This is a genomic window from Bacillus sp. M6-12, assembly GCF_002860285.1.
In the GTDB taxonomy this organism is placed as follows: Bacteria; Bacillota; Bacilli; order Bacillales; family DSM-1321; genus Peribacillus.
This window is the reverse complement of record NZ_PGVF01000020.1, coordinates 95,207-117,342: the sequence shown is the minus strand read 5'-3', so window position 1 is coordinate 117,342 and position 22,136 is coordinate 95,207. Positions and strand designations below refer to the sequence as shown.

Genomic DNA, 22,136 nt, shown 5'->3' with positions numbered 1-22,136 from the left:
ATGCAACCTTATTCAGAACCATACTTTATTCAACGCTATCTATCACAATATTAAGTCAGCTATTTTAATAAATAATTCGAGCATGAATTTAATATTAGATAAAAACTGATAAAAATTCAGCAAAAATGAATTAATATATTTACATATGTCTACTTTCTCACTATAATGTTTTGTTCATAATTTCGTCAAATGATATTGATTTTCCTTTATTATCAGCCTTATTTTTTATCCATTCCGTTATTCTCAGAAAGTGGCAAGAACAAAAACGGAAGCGCCCCGGCTAGCCCTGACAAGGATAAGACAAACGCTTACGGAAGGCGCTTTTTTGCCTTCCGAAGTGATTGGTTTATGACCAAGGTTGCGATGGTACTTGATCGCAACAAAAGGTTGTAACGGCACTCGGGTACGACACTCGAGGCCGGCATCGCCGAATCCTGCGGCGATGCCGGTACTAGCACGTCTTCACAAAGCGGACGCTTTGTATCGTGCGATGTATTAGCTTGCCGTAGCCTCCTTGTCCCGTACTTTGGGCTGGGCGCTGGAGCTATAGATAGAAACACTACTTTCGTCATCCGCTACTCTGAAATTTCACCCATTTTCCTAAACAACAAAAAAGCCCTGGCATAAAGCCAGAGCTGCTGTTGATCCTTGATCATCAGAAAGTGGGCAGATATATTGTAATATGAGCATCCCATACGGAATGCCTGTTAATAAACTTTAAAACTCTATGAGTCCTAAACTGATTTGCAGTGCTTCCTGCACCCTTTGCATCATAACGTCATCAAGATGGGTGATCTTGTCTGTTAAGCGCTGCTTATCAATGGTACGTATTTGTTCTAAAAGAATGACGGAGTCACGCTCAAATCCGTATTTTTTCGCATTAATTTCCACATGGGTAGGCAGTTTTGCTTTTTGAATCTGCGCAGTAATTGCCGCTACAATAACAGTCGGGCTAAAACGGTTACCGATATCATTCTGAATAATCAGCACCGGACGGGTTCCACCTTGCTCCGAACCCACGACCGGGGACAGGTCTGCGAAGTATACGTCACCACGCTTAACAACAATCAAGGGTTTACCCTCCGCTGACTAATCGTTCAACGCTAGTGTCAGCCTCATACTCTGCAAGGAAGGCTTCAGAAGCAATCGTAAGGTTTATGGCTGCCATTTCAATATAGCCGCGTTTCATCGATTCGCGAAATTCTCTTTTTTTACGTTCGCGAAGATACATTTTAGTCGCGCGATAAATAAATTCGCTGCGATTTACATTTTCTTCTCTTACATAACCATCTAACTCGGATAAGAAATTTTGAGGTAAACGAATCAATATCTCTCTTGTTGCGCTGGATTCAGACACAAACATACACCTCCACCATCACTACACACCTTATATCTTCCCTTTTACATATTACCATTAAAAAATCCATATGCAAAGAGTATATTCTAATCTACGTCCTATTATCAGCCTAAAATGTTTATTTTTATGCATAGCTCGAATTAACTTGATAAAATTCTATTCCGTAAATCTGTAAACTCACCATTCCTGACATATATACGCGGTATGCGTTCTGAAAGCATACAAACAACTTCGTAATTTATCGTACCAATTTTGTCTGCTATATCATCAGCTGAGATAAATAAATCGCCGGCTCCGCCAATTAAAGTTACCTCTGTTCCAACAGGCAGCTCTTTTGGAAGGAGAATCATGCATTGATCCATACAAACCCTTCCGACTATAGGCACCCGCCTCCCGCCCGCAATAACTTCTTGGCCTTGGAGTTTCCGGGTCCAGCCATCTGCATATCCGATTGGAAGCGTACCGACCCACTCTTGCTGTTGTGCAGTATATGCTGCACCATAGCTTACACTATCGCCTGCCTCGATTTGCTTAACATGAACAAGCTTTGTTTTAAGAGACAAAGCCTGCTTTAACGGAAACGGGAGAAGCCCCTTTATATCCTCTGAAGGAGACAGCCCATACATTGAGATCCCCATTCTCACAGCATTTAGATCCGGATCATCAAACCTCAGGGCCGCCGCACTGTTTTCAGCATGGATCAGATCTGGCAATCGATCCAGGCACCTCAGCATTTCCTTGAACTTGCTTACTTGGCTGGAATAATAGCTAACATCAAGCTCGTCCGCGGTAGCAAAATGGGTATATATCCCTTCTATATAAAAAAACTCACTTCTATCCAGCATTTTTTCTGTTTCAGAAAGTTCCTCTTTAGTTCGCACACCAAGCCTGCCCATACCTGTATCACATTTAATATGAACCTTTAATACATGATTCGTGCTTTTTAAGAACTCCTCTGCCTGAACGATCCAATCTGTCCGGAATACTGTAATCGCAATATTATTTTTAGCAGCCAGCGGAGCATCTTCTGGCCTGATCGCTCCCAAAACCAATATCGGAACTTCCATGCCTTTATTCCTTAAAGCTAAAGCCTCATCCAGGATGGCAACAGCCAAAGATTCAGCTCCAGCTGCGAGCGCCGCAGAGGCAACCTGAAAATCTCCATGTCCATATGCATTTGCTTTCACAACAGCTATTAGCCGCTTTGCTGCAGGAAGATGCTTTCTCATCATTACAATATTATGAGTTATATGGTCTAAATTTATCTCTGCCCAAGTATCTCTATGAAATGTCTCCGACTCCAACTCATAGCACATCCTTTTACCAAAAACTTATTTATGTTTTCTATTATAAACATAATTCCTAAGAGGAAGGGAGAGCATGTTTAATATTTGCAATAAAAGTTAATAGATACCCCTCTTGCATCGATTATTAAGTCAGAGGCCTGCAAAAGTGAAAGGCTTCATTTCGCTGCATGTTAGTATATTTTATCCTTTAAAAAGAGCCCTGTCTTCACCTTATGACAGGGCCCGCTGGGTTGTATTTTCTTAAAAGCGCAAGCGCCCTGGCAAAAGGAAGAACGGATTAGACCGCCAGTTTTGTAACATAAACCATGTTACAGCCCTCGTCCTGCGGCGGAGCCGGTACTAGCACTTCGTGTGCGTCGGGGCCGGGCGCTGAAGCTAACATCTTTACTTGTTAAAAAATTATATTTTCTTAACTTTTTAATACATTATCCTACTTTACCGGCATCCCCTGCACAGAACGAGCTACCATAACCATTTCTTCCGGGGTTAAATCCTCAGATGCAATCGTATAATCAACGCCTTCATAGGTCCAGCTAATAGTCCTGTCAGACAGCGCACCGATTGTATAGCCTAAATCGACCGGATTACCCTTTACAGCAGCAGGCACAAGTGCTGTTTCAACAACTTCGGCCTTTTCCTGGACAAGAGTATAATTCTTTTCTCCTTCATACGTTAAAACAAATCGTTTGCCGCCATCGAATTTCATTTCCTTCTCTTCTGTCAGCTTTACGCCTTTCAGCTCAGCGACTGGATACTTAACTGAAAAACCTTCATCCTTAACCTTTCCCATTACCGGTACTTCAAGCTGAGCTCCTGTCATGTTCTTCTTCATATCAAATGCATCTTTATCAAAGGAAGAATTAAATTTAACGTTTGAAAACTCCACTGTAACCAATGCATTCCGATCTGTGTCCATCACCTTCACACTTACCGGGGATAAATCTTTTTTATTCAGAGTAATTTCCTGGACTGGAAGCATTTTGTTATTCTGGTAACGCGTTTTTGTTTCAAATACATAATGCTTCTCAGTTGCCTTAAAAATTAACCCCTTATCATCAATGATATCCTGCGCCAAAGATTCATACAAATAAGCCTGACTGCTGTTTTCCGGCCACTCGCTTTCAAATTTGAAGCTTTTGTTTAGGGCTGGAGTCAATACATAAACCCCTTCTTCATTGCGCAGAATCATCTGACTTTGATCCTTTTGGGCATTTTTCAGGTTGACTCGGTAAAACTGAGGATCCTTATGCCAGATTTCCACGTCATATACCTGCGGGTCTGTACCCATTTTAAGGGTCATTTTAGCATTCGCTTTATATCCCTTCATCTCAGATAGCTTTTCATCAAGGGCACTCACAACATCTTCCTGCGATTTTTGTCCACAGGCTGCAAGTGCAAGCACCATTAGAATACCCGCAAAAAGCACCAAAAACTTTTTCATCTCTTCATCCCCTTTTTGTCATTTGAACGTAAAAGGGAGAGGGTGGTACTTCACCGGGCCTGTCTCCCTATAGCACTATGATTATATGAGGCAGCCTGGACAAATATGTCCGGGGGATGACAAGCTTTTTTAGAAATTATGGCACTTATTCAATTTCTTCTATGATAACCTGGGCGGCAGCATATTCCCTGCTGTGGGTAATCGTAAGATGGACTCCTTTTGAGAAGGGCTTTAACACATACGGCTTTCCTTTGCTGTCTGTGCAAATTTCAATATCGAGGAACGACACCTCTGACCCGATTCCTGTACCGAACGCCTTAGAAAAGGCCTCCTTGGCCGCAAATCTTCCAGCAAGAAATTCTACCTTTCTTCCATCACTAAGCTGAAGATATTTTTCAAGTTCATTCACAGTCAGGATTTTATCAGCAAACCTTGGCTGCCGTTTAATCAGCGTCTCCATACGTTTCATTTCAAGAATATCCATTCCAATTCCTTTTATCATCTCGCTCAACCTTCTAACTTAATTTTTATCGCATATAGCTTATTAAAAGAAATGCGCAAGCTCCCTGGCAGAGGAAGAATGGCTAAAATGCCAGTGTGTAACTTAAATACTGTTACAACCTTCATCCTTTGGCAAACTTCGACGATATATCGCTGCCGCAGGATTCCTTTTCCTGTGCGTCGGGGCTTTATTTTCCTGCGGAAAAACAGTTGCTGGGCGCTGGTGATAGACATCTGTTAATATTAAAACAGTTATATTTTACTTTTTAATAAAGAGTTATCGGTATTGTTGTTATACACTTTTTCTGTTAAAAGGGGTGATCTTTTTGTTTACTAGGACAGAGTCATTTCAGCAATTTATTAAATTCTATCCGGCCGTTACTATTTTTGTCGCTCTTAGTCTTATTGGCTTTTTGCTGACCTCTTCTTGGTTCTTACCCGGCCACTTTTTCTTTGAAAAGCTTGCGGGCGTCAATTTGTATATTTCAGAGGGGGAATACTGGCGGCTGATTACACCTATTTTTGTCCACAGCTCTTTTAGCCACCTTTTATTTAATGCTTTTTCTCTTGTTATATTTGGCCCTGCACTTGAGAGAATGATTGGCAGCTTCTTGTTTCCCTTGTTTTTTCTGTCTTCCGGACTGGCCGCCAATGCTGCCACATACCTGATCCAGCCCCTGACGTTTACGCATGTTGGGGCAAGCGGGGCGATTTATGGCATTCTTGGCTTTTTCCTCTTTCTCGCTTTGTTCAAAAAAGAGCATCTTTCCAGACAAAACTCCCAAACGATTCTCACGCTTGTTGTCGTGGGACTGATCATGACGTTCATCCAGCCGCAAATAAACGTTCTTGGCCACCTCGGGGGCCTTGCAGCCGGATTACTGCTCGCTCCCGCCATCCTATATGCAGTAAAAAACAAACAGAATTAGTATCTTTACAGTATATCTTGGAAGCTCTGTGTATACAAAAACCTTGTCAGCGCTGACAAGGTTTTTGTTTCATCCTTTTTTCGAAAACCATTGCTTAATATTTTCTGCGTCCTGAAGCTCTAAGTCTACAACTTTTCCCATCCGCGGTCCCATTCCGGATTTAATGGTCGCAGAAATGGTAGCGAGCTGTTTCCTCCTTTGGAACCAGCTAATGTTAGAAGCCAGGGACTGAATTCGCCTTTTTTTAACAAATAACGTTTCCTGTGATAAAAAACGGTATCGTAAAAGAAGCTGATCACCGGTAATACACCAGCCTCCTGAACGGTAACAAAGATAAGCCCATCCTGCACTCAGCGGCAAGAGAATAATGGCCGCAAAACCCCACGGTCTTAGAAACAGAAGACAGCCCACTACAACTGGAAGTGCGGTTAACCAATACCTGAATAGATAACGGGAAAAGGAGCGCTTGGGAATCGGCATCATTTTCCCGCCAATTTCAAACTCTGGAACAAACTCCATCAAAAGCAAAGGAATTCTGGTTTTTTTAATCAACGGGAAAAGCATTACCTGCGTACTTTCCTTATCCATCACAGATCCGCCTGCATATTCCACTATCACACTGGCAAACCCAAGTGGCTGACGAATGGCATTTTCGGTAATTCTGATCCCTTGAATTTTATGAAGCGGGATCGTCAGCTGCCTTCTCTCCATCAGCCCTCTGGAAATAATGAGTTCATCCTCTGTTTTTTTTACAGTGAAAAATGCATATTTCATTATGATACCGGCCGTTGCGATTATATACGCTATCAATAGCCCTATGATAACAGCGAGAATAATAAAAAAGACTCCCGTCTGGACAAACTGCTCTACCCCTTTGAAAATTCTCTTATACGGAATCATTTCCTCAAACTGACTGAACAGGGCCATCGCACCTGAGAAAACAACTCCCACTCCCCCGGAAGTGGCCGCCATTAAAAATAGTTCCTTAAACGGCATTTGAAAAACCTGCTCGGGGAATTCAGCGTTTAATTCGTTATCACATCTATCATCAATATTCTGATCCGCTAACCTTCTTTTCTTTTCTTCAGATAAAAGAAGCATAATTTTGTCCGCTTCTTGTTTGGTGATTGCAGTTAAAACAGCATCGGCTTGATCTGCTCCGCTTGAACCTGCAGTTTCCGCCTTTAGCTTCACCAAGCCAAATAGGCGCTGCAAGATCCCTTCCGATACGTCAATGCTTTGAATACGTTCAAATCGTATGTACCGTTTCTTTTTAATAAACACTCCTGACTCAATCCGAAGCTCTCCATCTTCAATCCAGTAGGTAAATCTCATCCAAGAAAGAATTCCAAAGATAAGGATGAAGAGGAGGATAGCAGGAGCCAGGTATAGTTCTATAATGTCCCATTTGGAATCCCGGTTCCCTCCAAACACAAAGAAAATAACAAGGGGGAATATTGCTTCCTTTAATGTACGCAATGAATTAGAGACAGCTGCAATTGGATGGAGTCTTTTTTGCTCAGACATCCTCTTCCTCCACTCTTGCCAATCTTGATATAAAGAATCTCATGCTATCTGCTTCTGTTGTATCCAGTGCCGGAATTTGATGAGAAGTGGCAGCCGTTGAAATTTCTACAGTAGCCAGCCCGTACCTTCTTAATATGGGTCCCTGTTTAGTATCAACGTGCTGTACGCGGGTCATAGGTACAAGGGTTCGCTTAATAACAAAAAATCCGCTTTGTATCTCAATTTCCGATTCCCTTACTTCATATCTCCATCTTTTCCATCTTACAGAAGGAATAAGAAAAATAAATAAATAGGTATCTATTACAGAGATGATCACAATACCCGCTAAAATCCAATCTGGCCAGTCAAAAATATAAGTTAAAACTGCCACAGCTATTGTAATAATCCATCCAAACAAAGAACTTAACAATCCAGTTATGCGCCATACTTTCAGCGCTCTATTTGAAATTCTGTTCTTCAGCTCCAATATTCAGCTTCCCTTCATCAATAATCTGCCAGCCCTAACAAATTATACTACATTATGAATTTAGCAAATACTGAGGACAATAAGTTTTTAACAAATTCAATGAAAAATTCAGTCTTCAGGCTGAATACTAATCAAAATAAAGCCAGGCTTTTACCTGGCTTCATTCTTCTCATTTAATTAGAAAGCTTGCTCCTCCGACAGTTTCAATCCCTGGATCTTTGCGTAAGCCTTCCATTAAGGCAAATAGCGCATTATCCTTCTGTTTCGCCTCGATCATAATATCTATTTGAGGAACAGTCCCCTTAATTTGGTTTATGAATTCCATAAAGGATTTTATTTCAATAAAATCGGCATGTGCCCTAAACTCCTTTTGGGATCTCGGGCTTGAAATGTGCATTTTTAAGGGAAGCGGAGAATCCCCCCAAGTCTCTATTACACGGATCCATTCTTCTTCCCAATTTGTACCGTCCTCAAAGTTTGCCAGGTGATGGTGGTAATCAAACACTAAAGGAATCCCAAGTTTTTCACAAAGATAAAGAGTATCTTTAAGAGTAAATGTAGTATCATCATTTTCAAGCATTATTAACCTCTGAAGAGATACAGGTACAAGCCCCCAATTATGAATAAATTGCTCCAGTGCCTGTTCTTTGTCGTTATAGCCGCCGCCTACATGCAAAACACAGCGATGCTCTGGTTTAATTCCCATTCCCTTAAGCAGCGCTTTATGCATCTGCAAGGTTTTTAGCGAAACCTGAAAAGCATCTGTATTTTTGGTATTCAGGACAACAAAGTGATCTGGATGAAAATCAATACGCATGTCAGGATGTTTATCTAAATAAGTTCCTATTTCGCTAAGTATACCTTTAAGCGGCTTAATATAATTCCAATCAGGAAGATCCGGGTGATTAGCCATAGGAATCAATTTGGAGCTCAACCGAAAGAAATCAATGCCATGAGCTTCATTATGCCTCAAGAGCCGAAGACAGTTCGATGCATTTGAGACCGCTATCCTTTCGAGTTTACTTATTGCTGCTTCCCGGTCCCTAAGCTTGGAGAATTGTGCGTACGTCATCATTTGGGAAGGAGAGCTATTTTTCACATTCATACTCATTGCTACATATCCAAGACGGACTAAAGTCATCTTTCCCGCCTCCTCATAAGGAGTTTCCCCTAAAAATTAGACCTCATCCTCATGAAAAAAAAGCGCAAGCTGCTTTAAGGGACAGAGTAAGGCTCTTTATCCGGTTTAATCATAACGATGCCAGAAAAATGCCCCAGTGGTGTCACTTAAATCCCCTGCATCTGCCAACCGCTGATTGGGGCGGAAGGCGCAAGACTCCTCGGAAATGCTTTGCATTTCCTTCGTGCGGTGTTTATCCACTGATAGAGCAGGTCACAGGGAGACCCCCTGGCGCTAAGCGCTGAGGAGGCTCCCGAACCGCCACTAGAGCGAGGCTCGTTTACCAGCTTTCCTTATTAAAAGTAAAAGCCCCTCATGCATGTGCATGAGAGGCTCTAGTAACATACTGATTATTTACTTGTTCTTTCTCTTCTTTGGCCCGTACTGCGGCTTCTCTTATTTCCATAATCCTTACGGCCCTGAGGAGATGTGCTTCGTCCATTGCGCTGACGATTGGATGAAGACGAAGACCTGTTGCGGTCCCTTCTCATTGGCATTGGAGCTTCCTCTGTCAATTTCACTGGCGTGCTATCCGGCTCTTTTGTCAGCAATTTAAGGACAGATGCAACCAGGTCGCTTGCGGAATACTTCTGTAATAGCTCTTCAGCTGTAGAAGTATATAAGCTTAAATCTTCCTGTTCCACAGTAGAGATAATTCTGTCAGTAACAGCCTTTTGCTGCCCTTCCAAAGCCTCACTCAAGGTTGGAGCTTTCATCTTAATCATACGCTTCTTGGTTGTATTTTCAACCGCATAAAGCTGGCCTCTTTCCCTTGGAGTAACGAATGTGACTGCCATACCCTTTTTCCCCGCTCTTCCTGTACGTCCAATACGGTGAACATAGCTTTCTGGGTCCTGCGGGATATCAAAGTTGTATACGTGTGTAACGCCTGAAATATCAAGTCCGCGGGCAGCTACGTCTGTTGCGACAAGCACATCAATGCTGCCTTCTTTAAATTTCTTTAAAACAGACAAACGCTTAGCCTGGCTTAGGTCACCATGAATCCCTTCAGCCATGTAGCCTCGGATATTAAGTGCCGATGATAGCTCATCAACCCTTCTCTTTGTACGGCCGAATACAATCGCAAGCTCAGGAGTTTGAATATCAAGCAAGCGCGCAAGGGTATCGAACTTTTCACCTTCACGAAGCTCTAAATAATATTGTTCAATGCTTGATACAGTCATTTCCTTGGCTTTTACTTTAACAAGCTTAGGTTCTTTCATAAACTTTTCAGCAATTTTACGGATTGGGTCAGGCATTGTAGCAGAGAAAAGGAGAGTTTGTCTTTCTGCCGGAACATTTGAAAGAATTGATTCAATGTCCTCAATGAAGCCCATATTCAGCATTTCATCTGCTTCATCCAAAACAACTGTTGATACTTCACCCAAACGAATGTTTTTACGGTTGATATGGTCAATGAGTCTTCCAGGAGTCCCAACAATGATATGAGGTTTTTTCTTTAAAGCACGGATTTGACGGTCAATATCCTGTCCGCCATATACTGCAAGTACGCGAGCACGCTTTCCGTAGCCAAGCTTAAATAGCTCTTCAGAAACCTGAATAGCCAATTCGCGTGTAGGCGCAATAACGATTCCTTGAACATGGTCAGCTTTGATATCGATCTTTTCCATTAACGGAATACCGAATGCTGCTGTTTTACCAGTTCCTGTTTGTGCCTGTCCAATAATATCTGATCCTTCAAGCGCAAGCGGAATGGTTTGGGCCTGTATTGGAGTTGCTTCCTCAAACCCCATTTTTTCAATTGATTTCATAGATGACCTGTCAAGTCCTAATTCGCTGAATAATGCCAAATTATACCTACTCCTTTTAAATAAAATTATTGTGTTTATCTTTAGAAAAAGCTTTCTCATTATGCGCCTTATGAATAAAGCGAAACTTGATCAGGAGGACTGCTGCCCCTTCTCTGATAAAAAGCTTCAGCCTCTTGGGTTACCCGTTAGTGGTACCACCCATGCAGCGCCTAAAGGCCGCTGCGCCAAAGTTCCTAACGTAGCCAGGCTACACTACCTGACTGCACAAATAAAACTTGGCCAGCGCCAAGCTTTTTCATACACAAAATAGGCCCTGTAAAGCTGAGTGAAATCCCCAGCAAAAAATCCACACTTCCTATAGTCAAAATAAATACTGCTTACGAGCAGATTATATTGTTCAAGACACGCGGCCTATTTTATCCGAAAGTAATTTATCCAAATTAAAGCTGTGAATGTAACGGAAATCTCTTTCAAAAGACATGGTGGAACATTTATTTGTTCCTGCTTGTGCCAGTATACTCTGGGAATATCAAGCTTTGGCAATTTTGCCATATCAAGTATGTTACCATTTTAACAAACCTAATGCAATAAAGGAAAACTTTTCATTGTGCGATTCTCGCCGTTTTTTCTGCTGTAATCATGACTTGCCTGCTTACAGTATTCCCCAGACCTCGTCTCCCCATTCAATTGTTTACTCTAATGGTCCCGCATGATGCAGTGCCTCACACGTGAGCTTGTTGTCCATTGCCCCTTCTGCTCTCGACCATTCATTAGAACGGTGCAAGAATTCAAGAATTTCTTTAAAAAGGCTTCTCTTTTCCTCACAGTGACAAATTAAATGTTTCGCCTCTTCTACAATTCGCAGCTCCTTTTCTGGCGCATTAATTTTTTCGAATAAAAAAAGTGCACTTCTAGGAGGTACAATGCCATCCTTTTTGCCTTGAGCGATAAAGGTAGGAATCTTAATATCCTGAAAAACCCGGCGGTTTGCTGCTACAAGCAGCCTAAATTGATAAGCAGCTGAAATAGGTGTCTTTACCATTTTGTTTTTATAACGCAAATACAGTTCATTTTTTCCGAGATTGCCTCTCCAGGCATCCCGTACCATTTCTACGGAGTCCAAGGCAAGCTGCCGGGAATTTATGTACCGGGCAGCCGCACTTAAAAGCACCAGCTTCTTTACGGGATATTTTGCAGCCAGATAGCAGGCTATTATCCCCCCCATCGAAAACCCTATTACATAAACTGTATTACATTCCTTTAGTAATGACTGCAGGGCGAGTTCCGCACAATCAATCCATTCAGTGTAATTAATTCCTTTTAACGACCCTTTTTCCTCGTGACCCGGAAGAGTGGGTACAACAATTTTCCAGTCTGTATGGTCCTTCAGGTATTCCGCTAGTGGCTGAACCTCAAAAGGGGAGCCGGTAAACCCATGGATACACAAACAGCCATTCATTTTCATCCCCCATTTATCGACTATATCTGGTAATATATTATACCCCTGAGGCCCAGCCAGAAAACAAAAACAGAGTCATTTTCTATATTCAATCTGTTAAGGGACAAATGATCACAAAGAAAACTTTGTTTAATGAACCTGGAAAAGAGGTACCTTCGTAATAGAGACCTTTTCTACGGAGGCAGCAGTCAATGAAAAAAGCAATGATTATTCTCAACCCATCTTCAGGAAAAGAAAAATCCCGGGAATATTTACCCCGGCTTCAAGAGGTATTACAGCCTTTTTATAAGGAGCTAACCATTAAGGAAACACAGAAAGAGGGAGATGCCATTTTCTACGCAAAGGAGGCATGCCTCCATAGATATGATTCGGTTATATCAATGGGCGGAGATGGAACAATAAGCGAAACGATTAATGGATTTGGTGAAATAGACTTTATCCCTAGACTGGGAATCATCCCGTTTGGAACCATTAATGATTTTGCCCGGGCACTGCATATTCCATTGAATCCTATGGAAGCCATTGAAATGTTAGCCAGTCAAACTACAAAGATGGTTGATATCGGAAAAATAAATAACGGATATTTCATGAATGTATTGGCGGTCGGGGCAATAGCGGAAGCATCTTACAATGTGACTGTTGAACAAAAAACTAAACTTGGTCCAATCGCTTACTTAATTGAGGGTGTAAAAGCCCTTATCAAAAAAACTCCATTTGTATTGAGAATTGAACATGACAGCGGCGCCTGGGAAGGAAAAGCGTATTTAATGATCGCTGCCCTAACTAACTCTGTCGGCGGCTTTGAGTCACTGGAGCCCAACGCCGAAGTAAATGACGGAAAACTCCATATCTTTATCATTAAAGAAATTTCGATCCCAAAAATCTTCAAAATTATCCCTAGCCTGCTTAAGGGTGAGCTGAAATACAATGACCAAGTTGAGTACATTAAGACCTCTGTCTCGTCCATATCCTCATCTGAAGAATTAGCCGTTAATATTGATGGTGATGAAGGAATGCTTTTGCCGATTCAGGCCAATGTTCTAAGGAACCATTTATCTGTCTTTGTCCCGCCATCTAGCCTCGGCAGGCAAAATAATGAAGAAGAATAAGTCTGCTTTAACCTCTAGCCGATGATGTTATTCACATTATTCACTCAGCAAGACTGCAAACGAGCTTTCCTGAATTTCCTTTACAATAGATAATCCTGCCTCCCTTCTGAAGTGTTGATGGAGGCAGGCGCTTTATTACTCGATAGTTACAAATTGGTCCAGCTTGGCAGATTAGCAGTATCCTCCTGACTGATTCGGCAGGATTAGTAACCTTGATTTTCACTCTTTCAGACATTGGATGAAGCCATATGATAAGGAAACTTATTCCAGTTCTAGTCTCCCCTCTGCGGAAGCGCAGCAGCCTTTTGCAAGTTCCGCTTCTAATACCCGGTTTTGCTGCAGGAGTTATTCACTCCTTCTGATCCTAACACAGACATTGGCACTTCCTCATAGCCAGACGCACTTTGCTGCGTGAAACTAACATTGCAGCGAAGACCTTTTTCCCTATGCTAAAAAATATGCGATCTAGTTTTAATAACATTATCATCTTTCTTAAAATCTACTTCTGCAAAATTCCCGGTTTCATCTTAAGAAATCATTTATTTCGTTCATAAGTACTTCTGCAATTTCCTGGACTGATGAAAAACTTCTTCCTTCAAACTTTAAATGAAGCTGCTTCATAGGTCACCTCGGGTCCCTTGAATTTATCTGTTAGTTCATTATTTAAATAACTAAGCTGCTCCGCCATTTCAGCAATTTGAAAGGAAGCTTTTGTTATTTCTTCAAATGTTGTTTTGAAATCATCGACTGTAGAACCGAAAGTTCCAATTCTGGAATCACTGGTTTTAACGCTATTCACCGAGTTATCCAGGATTTCAATAATATTCTTGTTGATTTCTTTGAACAGGCTCGTTTCTCCTACTATAATCTGAAAGCTTTTCTCGAATTTTTCAATGGTTTCCTGAACAGATGAAATTTGGCTTTGGATGTGATCGAGTGCATTCTCCGTCTGGCGGGCCAGCTTCCTGACTTCCTGGGCCACAATCGAAAAACCCCTTCCATGCTCGCCAGCACGGGCTGCCTCAATCGCTGCGTTTAGAGACAATATATTCGTCTGATTAGATATGCCCCTTATAGTCCGTACCACCTGACCAATTTTCGCAGAGCTCTCGCTTAGTTCATGTGTCAGGTTCTTTGTTTTTTCAATTATATTCACGACGCCGTCGACCTTCGTCAAAGAGGATGAGACATTCAGCTTGCCTTCTTCAACCTGCTTGATCATGTGGCTTGAAGACTCCTGAATAGATTCAATTTCCTCGAGCATAGTTTGTACCTGAACCTCTTTACCCGCAATTACAGAGGTTGTTTGCTGTGCGCTTGCTGCCAGCATTGAGGCTGAATCATTCAGCCGGAACTGCAGTTCTTCAATTTCATTTAATTTCATCATTGAGGACGTATAGGATTCAATATAAGTTTCAATCGCGATCTGCATATCAAAGGAACAGAGTTTTTGGAAGGAGATAAAACACTTGGTTACCTCTTCCCAAGAATCAAGCTCCTTTGTTAAAACCAGCAGCATTTCATTTTGAATCAGTGTAAAAGCTCCAATATACCACTCTGGAAACAAACCAATCCTATTATGGACGTTCCCAATGATTTTGCGCCGTATCACATAATCCCGATTAATTTCTCCGGAAAACATATCAAGCAAATACTTTTTTAATGTTAATTTCAGCCTGTCGATGGTGGAATTATCAAGGATGATTTGGGTTAATGCCGGTATTTCCTGGAGCCTCGAATAAAAGGCCTCTACAATGGACACAGCATTTTTCTCAATAACTGGTTGAAGCTGCATTAAATTCACAATATCTTCTTCTTCAAGGCCCACAAATCTTAACTGGACCGATTCATTCCCTTTTAGCAGCTCCCGGAACGTGGAGGACTTTAATTCTGTCTCTTTTGTCCTTTCTGCTGCCTGGTTCACTTCCTTTTTCTTGAACCTGCCTATCGCTCCAGCCTGATTACCAAGCAACCCTTTAAATGGACAGCCACCCATTTAACTTCCCCCTTGAAAATGAGTCTTTTTACCTGCATGTTGCCTCAAGTATACTGGAAAAGCGAACAGTAAATTTGGAAATTATCTAACAAAATTATGAATTATTTAGAAATAAAATCTTTTGCTCCCATTAATGGAGTATTCTAGAATAAAGTGATTTGCTTGAAACCGGCAAGTAAACTGTACCTAATTGATTAAACAATAAGGCAAGAGGAGAATTTATGAAGCTTCTTACCATTAATCATCCTTTATGCGACAAAGTTCGTCTATTACTATCTGAGACTGTCCAAATGTATAGGTAATTTGTCACTATTAAAAGATGACTTTCTTCACTCAAGCCAGCAGGATTTTTCTCCATCAATAATCATGCTTCCTTGTTTTGTTGACCAAACAGAGACAGAAATACCCAATTTAATTGAGTTTGCGGCGCTCAATGATATACCTGTTTTGTTCATCAAAAAATAACTCGGACTTAATAGACAGGATGCTGCTATCCAGAATGAAGCATTCCGAAATTAATGATGCTATTTGCATCATCCTAGGCACTTTATTTTAGCAGCATGAATTTATGGCTGTTCTTGGTCATTAGGTGTAATGCCAATATAAAAGGCCAGCTGAGATAGTCACGCTTTAGCGGCTATCGGAGCTGGCCTTTCCTTTTTTCGCATCAGATTTTTTTATTAGAAGATAGACACAGGGGCCTTCACCGGTAAAAACCTTACCCTATTTCAGTCCTTTAATAAAGACTCTTCCGCTATTTCAACTCATTCATTTTCTGCGTTTATTAGGATTGTCCGCTGAGTTTATGAGCGACTTCCTCCAGCTTCATTCCTCTGGATCCTTTGACAAGCACTAAATCACCAGCAGAGACATGTTTTTTCAATTCATCAACCAATTCACTCTTTTCATCAAAAGCGAACACATTATCTGCAGAAAATCTCTTTTTCGCACCTTCAGCTATAAAGCGGCCCAGCCTGCCAAAGGTAAATACTTTATTAATATGGGCAGGGTTAATTTCCTCTCCAAGTTTATAATGGAACTGTTCTTCTTCAGGACCAAGCTCCAGCATATCGGCAAGCACTGCAATCTTTTGGCCAAAGCCTGTGAGCTCACCGACCAGATCAATCGCTGCTTTCATCGAAGTCGGGCTTGCATTATAAGCGTCATTGATAATTTTTTCTCCACTTAAGCCTTCAACCATTTCCATTCTCATACTCGTCAGTTGGATATTATTTAAACCGCTCTGAAGCAGCGCCTCATCAATATTAAGCGCTCTTGCTGCTGCAATAGCGGCAATCGCATTTAAAACATTATGGGTTCCAAGGACCGGAATAGAAAATTCCTCTGCGTAGCCATTCAATTTAAAAACAGTGTGATCCTGCTCCGTTTGGATGCTTACAGGGTAAAGGTCATTGTTTTCTCCCTTACCAAAAGAAATTGTTTGGAACAGCCGATCTCCATCATCTTCCAGCTTGTCTCTCAGCAATGGCTCATCACCATGATAAATTACTTTACCGCCATTTTGAAGGCCAGACATAATTTCAAGCTTTGCCTCTGCAATTCCTTCGCGGGATCCTAAGTCAAGAAGATGGGCTTCGCCAATATTCGTAATGATTACCACATTCGGGCGGGCAAGCTTTGAGAGAAGTTCAATTTCACCGCGGCCGCTCATTCCCATTTCCAATACGGCAACTTCTGTGTCTTCATCCATGCCTAACATCGTCAGCGGCAGCCCGATATGGTTATTAAAGTTTCCTTTTGTTTTATGAACCTTATAAGCAGTCCCAAGCAGAGAAGCAGTCATATCTTTTGTTGTTGTCTTCCCATTGCTCCCCGTAATACCAACAATCTTCAAAGACAGCTGGTTACGATAATTGTAAGAGAGCTGCTGCAAGGCAGTGAGAGTATTCTCTACAACGATAATGGGCAGTCCCGAAGGAGGATTTGGCACGTCTTGCTGCCACAATGCAGCTGCTGCCCCTTGGCTAATTGCCTTTTCAACGTATTGGTGTCCATCAACATTTTCCCCTTTAAACGGGACAAAGAGATTGCCTGCCCCCACGCTGCGGCTATCGATGGAGACTCCACTAATCTCAGCTGATTGAAATTCACGGATATCATTTAATCCGCCAGCCATTTCATAGATTTGCGCTAATGTCCTCTTAATCATGCTACTCCTCCTATTTCTGTTTCCCGCCAATATAGTAATTGTCACGGATTATTTTTGGGATGCGCTGCAACTGCCGCTTTGGCGTCATCAGCGACCTAACGCAAGCAGAAGCTGCATTCCGTATGCAGCTTCTGCCTGTCTTCCCTTTTGTATTTCCGTTGAGAAATTTATTAGAAACTATGCTTTATTTTTTGTTTTTCCTGGTAGCGTTCCTCCGCGAGAGAAACCAGTTTCTCTATTAGCTGAGGGTACTCAACTCCTGTATGCTTCCAGAGCAATGGGAACATACTGAACGGAGTAAACCCAGGCATCGTGTTCACCTCATTGATATAGGCAGTGCCTTCCTTGGTTAAAAAGAAATCCGCACGTACCAATCCTGAGCAATCCAGCGCCTTGAAAGCAATTTTTGACATCTCACTAAGCATTTCATATTCTTCATCTGTAATCTCAGCCGGGATAACCATAGCTGTATTTCCATCTTCATACTTCGCTTTATAATCATAGAAGTCCTTCTTAGGGATGATTTCACCTGCTACAGAGCATTCGGGTTCATCATTTCCTAAAACACCGATTTCTATTTCTCTCGCTATTACACCTTCTTCGATAATAATCTTTCTATCGAATTGGAAAGCTTCTTCAAATGCTTGTTCAAGCTCCTCAAGATTTGTGCACTTGCTTATTCCGACGCTTGATCCAAGATTTGCAGGCTTGACAAAGCAAGGAAAACCAAGCTCTTCTTCCACTTTTTTATAGGATTCTCTTTTACTTTTCTCCCATTCTGAACGGATAAGCCAAGTATATTTGACTTGCGGCAGACCCGCCTGCGCAAAAATATTCTTCATAATGACCTTATCCATCCCAGCGGAAGAGGCTAGAACGCCGTTGCCGACATATGGCAGATTCAGCAATTCAAGCATACCCTGTACGGTGCCATCCTCGCCATTTGGTCCATGCAGAAGCGGAAATATTACATCAAAGCCCTGTTCGCCCTTTTCTTTTGCTGTCGGGAACAAGCTTGATCCTAACGATGCAGGTACCATTGCTGTTTCATTAGAAAATGTAAGCTCCTTTACATTTTCTGCTGGAGCTTCCAGCTTTGGCCCGTTCACCCAGGTTCCTTCCTCTGTTATGTAAATCGGATGTATGTCAAACTTTTTTAAGTCTAACGCTTTAATTACCGCCAAAGCAGTTTGCAGAGAAACTTTATGTTCAGCTGATTTCCCGCCATAAAGCAGGCCCAATTTTGTTTTCATGATATATAACCTCCATTGCTTATTACCCCATTAATTGTATCACTTATCCTTACAAACGAAAAAGTTTTCTATTAGTAAAGCGAAAAGCGCCATAATGGTAAGGCTCACTTTGGGTTAGTTTTAGAATCTGCACTGTGATTCACACTGTTTGCAAATCTTTATGCTGCTATTTAAGTGATTAAGCGTCTTAATTATTATATGAATACGACAGCTCGCTCCACAACAAAAAAGTGCAGAAAGATAACCCGATAACAGGGTTTTTCTTTTTGCACTTTCCTTAGCTATTGGATGATAACCGACCATTCCTTTGATTTGCGCTGATAAATTAATTTTGCTGCTGGCGGCTGTTTTTTTGCATCATCAAATACTTCCAGCATGTCGTCCATATTCAGAAAATCACCAACAACCCAAATTGGAATTTCCAACCGGCTGCGGTTCTGCTGAATCCCTGCAAATGAAAAAACCGCACCTTCTTCCATTAGCCTGGAAAGCATCAGCAGTACATCACCCGGAACCTGTGTGTACTCATTTTTTTTCTTCATTCCAAGCCATGTTCGGTCAAGCTTGAGCAATTCCAGTTTTAGCGGAAATAAATTGCTGATGATCCGATAAAAGGAATCAATAGATCGATAATAAACTTTATTGAACCAGCCATCATCATGAGCTAAATAAACAAATTGATTGTTCAGCTTTCGATAGAAGGGTATATGTAAATGGTTTTTACAATGCCCCAGATATAGCAGCTCCGCAATTTCGGGGCCATCCAGCTCATCAAGCCCCATTTCTTCATCAAAATCTATCCAGCAAAAATCACCGGTACCATAAACACCTTCCTTTACAAGCTTGGCCACGTACTCACGGGGAACGAATTCAAGTAATGTATTCCTGTTAAACTCAGCTTCTTCAAATTGTGCTTTTAGTAGCAGTATGTTCTGAAGCGGCTGATTGAGTGAATATGTAAACTCTCGAAACGTCATCCCGTAGGAAAGGACAAATCTTTCTGAGGTTTGCAGGTGCAAATATAGGATTTCTCTGATGCCGTTTTTCATTGTATATACCTCCGGACCGGAATAGGAATCGCTCGCAACCGGGAAACAAATATTAAATGGAATACTAATAAAGACGTTTTATGTTTACACATCGTTTCATTTTTCTTATGAATTTCAGTATTGTAAATAAATGGATCCATCTCTAATATACTGTTTCTATTTTATCAGAAAAAACAAAACTAAAATGGGATTTAAAGGAATATACTTTTGAATTTTATTTTTCAAACTGATACTTTCTATTATAAACAGTTTATAGCGCTTTCAATATCTCCCATATTCCTGCCTTCTGATTATCATATAGTATAATGGATAACACAATGATACGGGAGCTATGCCTATGCTTACTATATACTTAACACGGCACGGTCAGACTGAATGGAACCTGGCAAGGCGGATGCAGGGCTGGGGGAATGCAGAATTAACTTCCCAGGGCCTTCAGGACGCTGCGTCTCTTGGAAAGAGGCTTCAGGATATTCATTTAGATGCGATCTACACCAGCACTAGCAAAAGGGCCTATCATACAGCAGAAATTATTGCCGGCAACAGAAATATAAATATCATCAAGGAAGATTTATTCAGGGAAATGAGTTTTGGAGACTGGGAAGGACGATTGATACAGGAAATCGAAAAAGAATTTCCGGCAGAGTATAAATCCTTTTGGGAAACTCCACACTTGTATACGAGAGATCAAGGAGAACTGTTTTCCGATGTTCAGAAACGGGCCGAAAGCGCTTTGAGGCTAATCATTAAGAAACACCCTTCCGGCACGGTACTGGTCGTCGCCCATTCAATATTCCTCAGAATCCTGATTGCTTATATAAATAGAATTCCAATGGAAGATCTTTTTAAACAAAAAGCACTTGGCCACACAAGTTTAACAAAGGCAAACGTTAAAGACGGGGTGGCTAATATTGTATTTGAAGGCGATTTGTCTCACGTAAATGATAAATAATTAGCCCATTCTTCACATATCCGCTTATGAAAATAAAATAAAAGGATAGGCTACAGAACAATGTCTGCTGCCTATCCTTTTTTAATATGAATTCCTTTTTAAATTAGCTTGCACTTTCACTTTTCATTTGAGAACTTCCGCCTGCAAACTTGCCTTCCCATTTAGAAATAACAATTGCAGCAAGGGAGTTACCCACAACATTGACAGCTGTACGAGCCATATCAAGAATCCGATCGATACCGGCAATAAAGGCCAGCCCTTCAACCGGGAGCCCGACTGTTCCTAGGGTCGCAAGAAGAACGACAAACGAAACGCCAGGTACACCAGCAATCCCTTTAGAAGTAACCATCAAAACAAGCATTAAGGAGATTTGATCAGATAGGCTCATATCAATCCCATACATTTGTGCGATGAAGATCGCCGCCAATGCCTGATATAAAGTTGAACCGTCCAGGTTAAATGAGTACCCGGTTGGGACTACAAAAGATGTAATGTGCTTTGGACATCCAATTTTTTCCATCTTTTCCATGATTTTCGGGAGAACCGTTTCAGAGCTTGCTGTAGAGTAAGCAAGGATCAGTTCATCTTTTAGAGTTTTAATAAGCTTAAAGATACTAAAGCCAACCATCTTAGCAACAGCACCTAAAACTATTAAAATAAAGAATGCCATTGTCGCGTATACCACAATTACAAGCTTCCCTAGAGGCACAAGTGATTCGAGACCGAACTTGGATACCGTTACTCCAATTAGCGCAAATACACCAATTGGCGCGAAATTCATGATTTTATTTGTTATATAGAACATAGCTTCAGCTGTTCCCTGGAAGAACGAAAGAACAGGCTTTCCTTTTTCACCAATTGCAGCGATTCCAAGGCCAAATACAACCGAGAAGAAAATGATTGCCAGCATATTTCCTTCAGCAATGGCTGTTATTGGGTTAGAAGGAACGATATTTACAAAGGTTTCAGCCATTGAATGGCTTGTTGTTTCCGCACTATCCACATAGCTATTGATGTCTGTTTTACTCAGCGCATCCATTTCAACTCCAGCTCCTGGCTGGAAAAGGTTTGCTGCCAACAAACCAACAATAATCGCTATAGTAGTAATAATTTCAAAGTATAGTAATGTTTTACCGCCAATTTTGCCGAGCTGCTTCATATCTCCAACTCCGGCTACACCGACTATGATACTGGAAATTACAATCGGGATAACAATCATTTTAATTAGACGTAAAAATATATCACCAACCGGCTGCAGATAATCTGCTACCTGCGGATTGCCGTAAAAAATAGCGCCAACAGTAATCCCCAGAATTAAGCCGATAAAAATTTGCCACGCTAATCCTATTCTTTTCATTCTATTCCTCACCTTTCTTTTAGTTTTCTACGTTAAAAATGTCTTGGTAAGGGATACAAGATCGTTTTTTTTACACAAAAAAAGACACTGAGGGTGCCTATATGTGCCTGCAATGCACAAACTGTTCCCTAAGACGCTGACGGGGTTAGCTGTCGGATTAGGACCTGGAAACTGGCCCCTCCATAAAGGATTCACCCCTAGCAGCCTGACGGCCACAAAAATGGTTCCCCCGTTCTTTAAATAAGATTAAGCGGTATATATGCGGTAGTGATATATTATCCTATAAAAATAATATTGTAAATAGAAATCTG

The 22,136-nt window shown here is 41.3% G+C and carries 17 protein-coding genes, 2 pseudogenes and 1 riboswitch; of the genes and pseudogenes, 3 read left to right on the top strand and 16 right to left on the bottom strand.

Going from position 1 to position 22,136, the window contains the following annotated elements:
• Window positions 1–717: 717 nt before the first annotated feature.
• From CVD28_RS20585 to acpS, 5 genes are all read right to left on the bottom strand, one after another.
• Window positions 718–1,068, bottom strand: a complete 351-nt coding sequence (locus CVD28_RS20585; protein WP_101596052.1) for a type II toxin-antitoxin system PemK/MazF family toxin — start codon at window positions 1,066–1,068, stop codon at window positions 718–720.
• A 7-nt stretch (window positions 1,069–1,075) separates the two neighbouring features.
• On the bottom strand, window positions 1,076–1,357 hold the full coding sequence (locus CVD28_RS20580; protein ID WP_101596000.1) for a CopG family ribbon-helix-helix protein: 282 nt from the start codon (window positions 1,355–1,357) through the stop codon (window positions 1,076–1,078).
• A 140-nt stretch (window positions 1,358–1,497) separates the two neighbouring features.
• Entirely contained in the window at window positions 1,498–2,673 is a 1,176-nt protein-coding gene (gene alr, locus CVD28_RS20575; protein WP_101595997.1) for an alanine racemase, read from the bottom strand.
• Window positions 2,674–3,094: 421 nt separating this feature from the next.
• Window positions 3,095–4,105: a LolA family protein gene (locus tag CVD28_RS20570; protein ID WP_101595994.1), complete on the bottom strand. Its 1,011-nt coding sequence runs from the start codon at window positions 4,103–4,105 to the stop codon at window positions 3,095–3,097.
• A 145-nt stretch (window positions 4,106–4,250) separates the two neighbouring features.
• Window positions 4,251–4,607: a holo-ACP synthase gene (acpS, locus tag CVD28_RS20565; RefSeq protein WP_101595991.1), complete on the bottom strand. Its 357-nt coding sequence runs from the start codon at window positions 4,605–4,607 to the stop codon at window positions 4,251–4,253.
• A 325-nt stretch (window positions 4,608–4,932) separates the two neighbouring features.
• On the opposite strand from acpS, the gene CVD28_RS20560 reads away from it, so the two are divergent.
• Window positions 4,933–5,535, top strand: coding sequence for a rhomboid family intramembrane serine protease (locus CVD28_RS20560; protein ID WP_101595989.1), 603 nt, complete (start codon window positions 4,933–4,935; stop codon window positions 5,533–5,535).
• A gap of 69 nt (window positions 5,536–5,604) precedes the next feature.
• Here CVD28_RS20560 and CVD28_RS20555 read toward each other — a convergent pair whose 3' ends face one another.
• The 5 genes from CVD28_RS20555 to CVD28_RS20530 all read right to left on the bottom strand — a co-directional run bounded on the left by CVD28_RS20555 (window position 5,605) and on the right by CVD28_RS20530 (window position 11,939).
• A complete protein-coding gene (locus tag CVD28_RS20555; protein ID WP_101595986.1) occupies window positions 5,605–7,062 on the bottom strand; it encodes a PH domain-containing protein in 1,458 nt (485 codons plus the stop codon).
• Entirely contained in the window at window positions 7,055–7,528 is a 474-nt protein-coding gene (locus tag CVD28_RS20550; RefSeq protein WP_101595983.1) for a PH domain-containing protein, read from the bottom strand. Before CVD28_RS20550 ends, CVD28_RS20555 begins: the two co-directional genes overlap by 8 nt.
• A gap of 169 nt (window positions 7,529–7,697) precedes the next feature.
• Entirely contained in the window at window positions 7,698–8,669 is a 972-nt protein-coding gene (gene uvsE, locus CVD28_RS20545; protein ID WP_101595981.1) for a UV DNA damage repair endonuclease UvsE, read from the bottom strand.
• A 389-nt stretch (window positions 8,670–9,058) separates the two neighbouring features.
• The gene (locus CVD28_RS20535) at window positions 9,059–10,519 is read right to left on the bottom strand and encodes a DEAD/DEAH box helicase (protein WP_257985938.1); all 1,461 of its coding nucleotides are present in this window, start codon (window positions 10,517–10,519) and stop codon (window positions 9,059–9,061) included.
• A gap of 652 nt (window positions 10,520–11,171) precedes the next feature.
• A complete protein-coding gene (locus CVD28_RS20530) occupies window positions 11,172–11,939 on the bottom strand; it encodes an alpha/beta hydrolase (protein ID WP_101595975.1) in 768 nt (255 codons plus the stop codon).
• 191 nt (window positions 11,940–12,130) lie between these two features.
• Between CVD28_RS20530 and CVD28_RS20525 the strand changes: the two genes are divergently transcribed.
• A complete protein-coding gene (locus CVD28_RS20525; RefSeq protein ID WP_101595973.1) occupies window positions 12,131–13,048 on the top strand; it encodes a diacylglycerol/lipid kinase family protein in 918 nt (305 codons plus the stop codon).
• A 595-nt stretch (window positions 13,049–13,643) separates the two neighbouring features.
• Here CVD28_RS20525 and CVD28_RS29390 read toward each other — a convergent pair.
• From CVD28_RS29390 to CVD28_RS20505, 5 genes and pseudogenes are all read right to left on the bottom strand, one after another.
• Window positions 13,644–14,144, bottom strand: a pseudogene (locus tag CVD28_RS29390) (methyl-accepting chemotaxis protein); the annotation flags it as partial.
• A gap of 312 nt (window positions 14,145–14,456) precedes the next feature.
• Window positions 14,457–15,044: pseudogene (locus tag CVD28_RS29385) on the bottom strand (protoglobin domain-containing protein); the annotation flags it as partial.
• A 784-nt stretch (window positions 15,045–15,828) separates the two neighbouring features.
• Window positions 15,829–17,214, bottom strand: coding sequence for a UDP-N-acetylmuramoyl-tripeptide--D-alanyl-D-alanine ligase (locus tag CVD28_RS20515; protein ID WP_101595966.1), 1,386 nt, complete (start codon window positions 17,212–17,214; stop codon window positions 15,829–15,831).
• A 170-nt stretch (window positions 17,215–17,384) separates the two neighbouring features.
• Window positions 17,385–18,467, bottom strand: coding sequence for a D-alanine--D-alanine ligase (locus CVD28_RS20510; protein WP_101595964.1), 1,083 nt, complete (start codon window positions 18,465–18,467; stop codon window positions 17,385–17,387).
• 281 nt (window positions 18,468–18,748) lie between these two features.
• Entirely contained in the window at window positions 18,749–19,516 is a 768-nt protein-coding gene (locus CVD28_RS20505; protein WP_101595961.1) for a hypothetical protein, read from the bottom strand.
• A 337-nt stretch (window positions 19,517–19,853) separates the two neighbouring features.
• Here CVD28_RS20505 and CVD28_RS20500 point away from each other — a divergent pair, with 337 nt between their 5' ends.
• Window positions 19,854–20,468 carry a histidine phosphatase family protein gene (locus CVD28_RS20500; RefSeq protein WP_180954252.1) on the top strand — a complete coding sequence of 205 codons (615 nt, stop codon included), beginning with the start codon at window positions 19,854–19,856 and terminating at the stop codon, window positions 20,466–20,468.
• Window positions 20,469–20,571: 103 nt separating this feature from the next.
• Here CVD28_RS20500 and CVD28_RS20495 read toward each other — a convergent pair whose 3' ends face one another.
• On the bottom strand, window positions 20,572–21,825 hold the full coding sequence (locus tag CVD28_RS20495; RefSeq protein ID WP_101595957.1) for a cation:dicarboxylate symporter family transporter: 1,254 nt from the start codon (window positions 21,823–21,825) through the stop codon (window positions 20,572–20,574).
• 119 nt (window positions 21,826–21,944) lie between these two features.
• Window positions 21,945–22,088: riboswitch (cyclic di-AMP (ydaO/yuaA leader) on the bottom strand.
• Window positions 22,089–22,136: the final 48 nt, after the last annotated feature.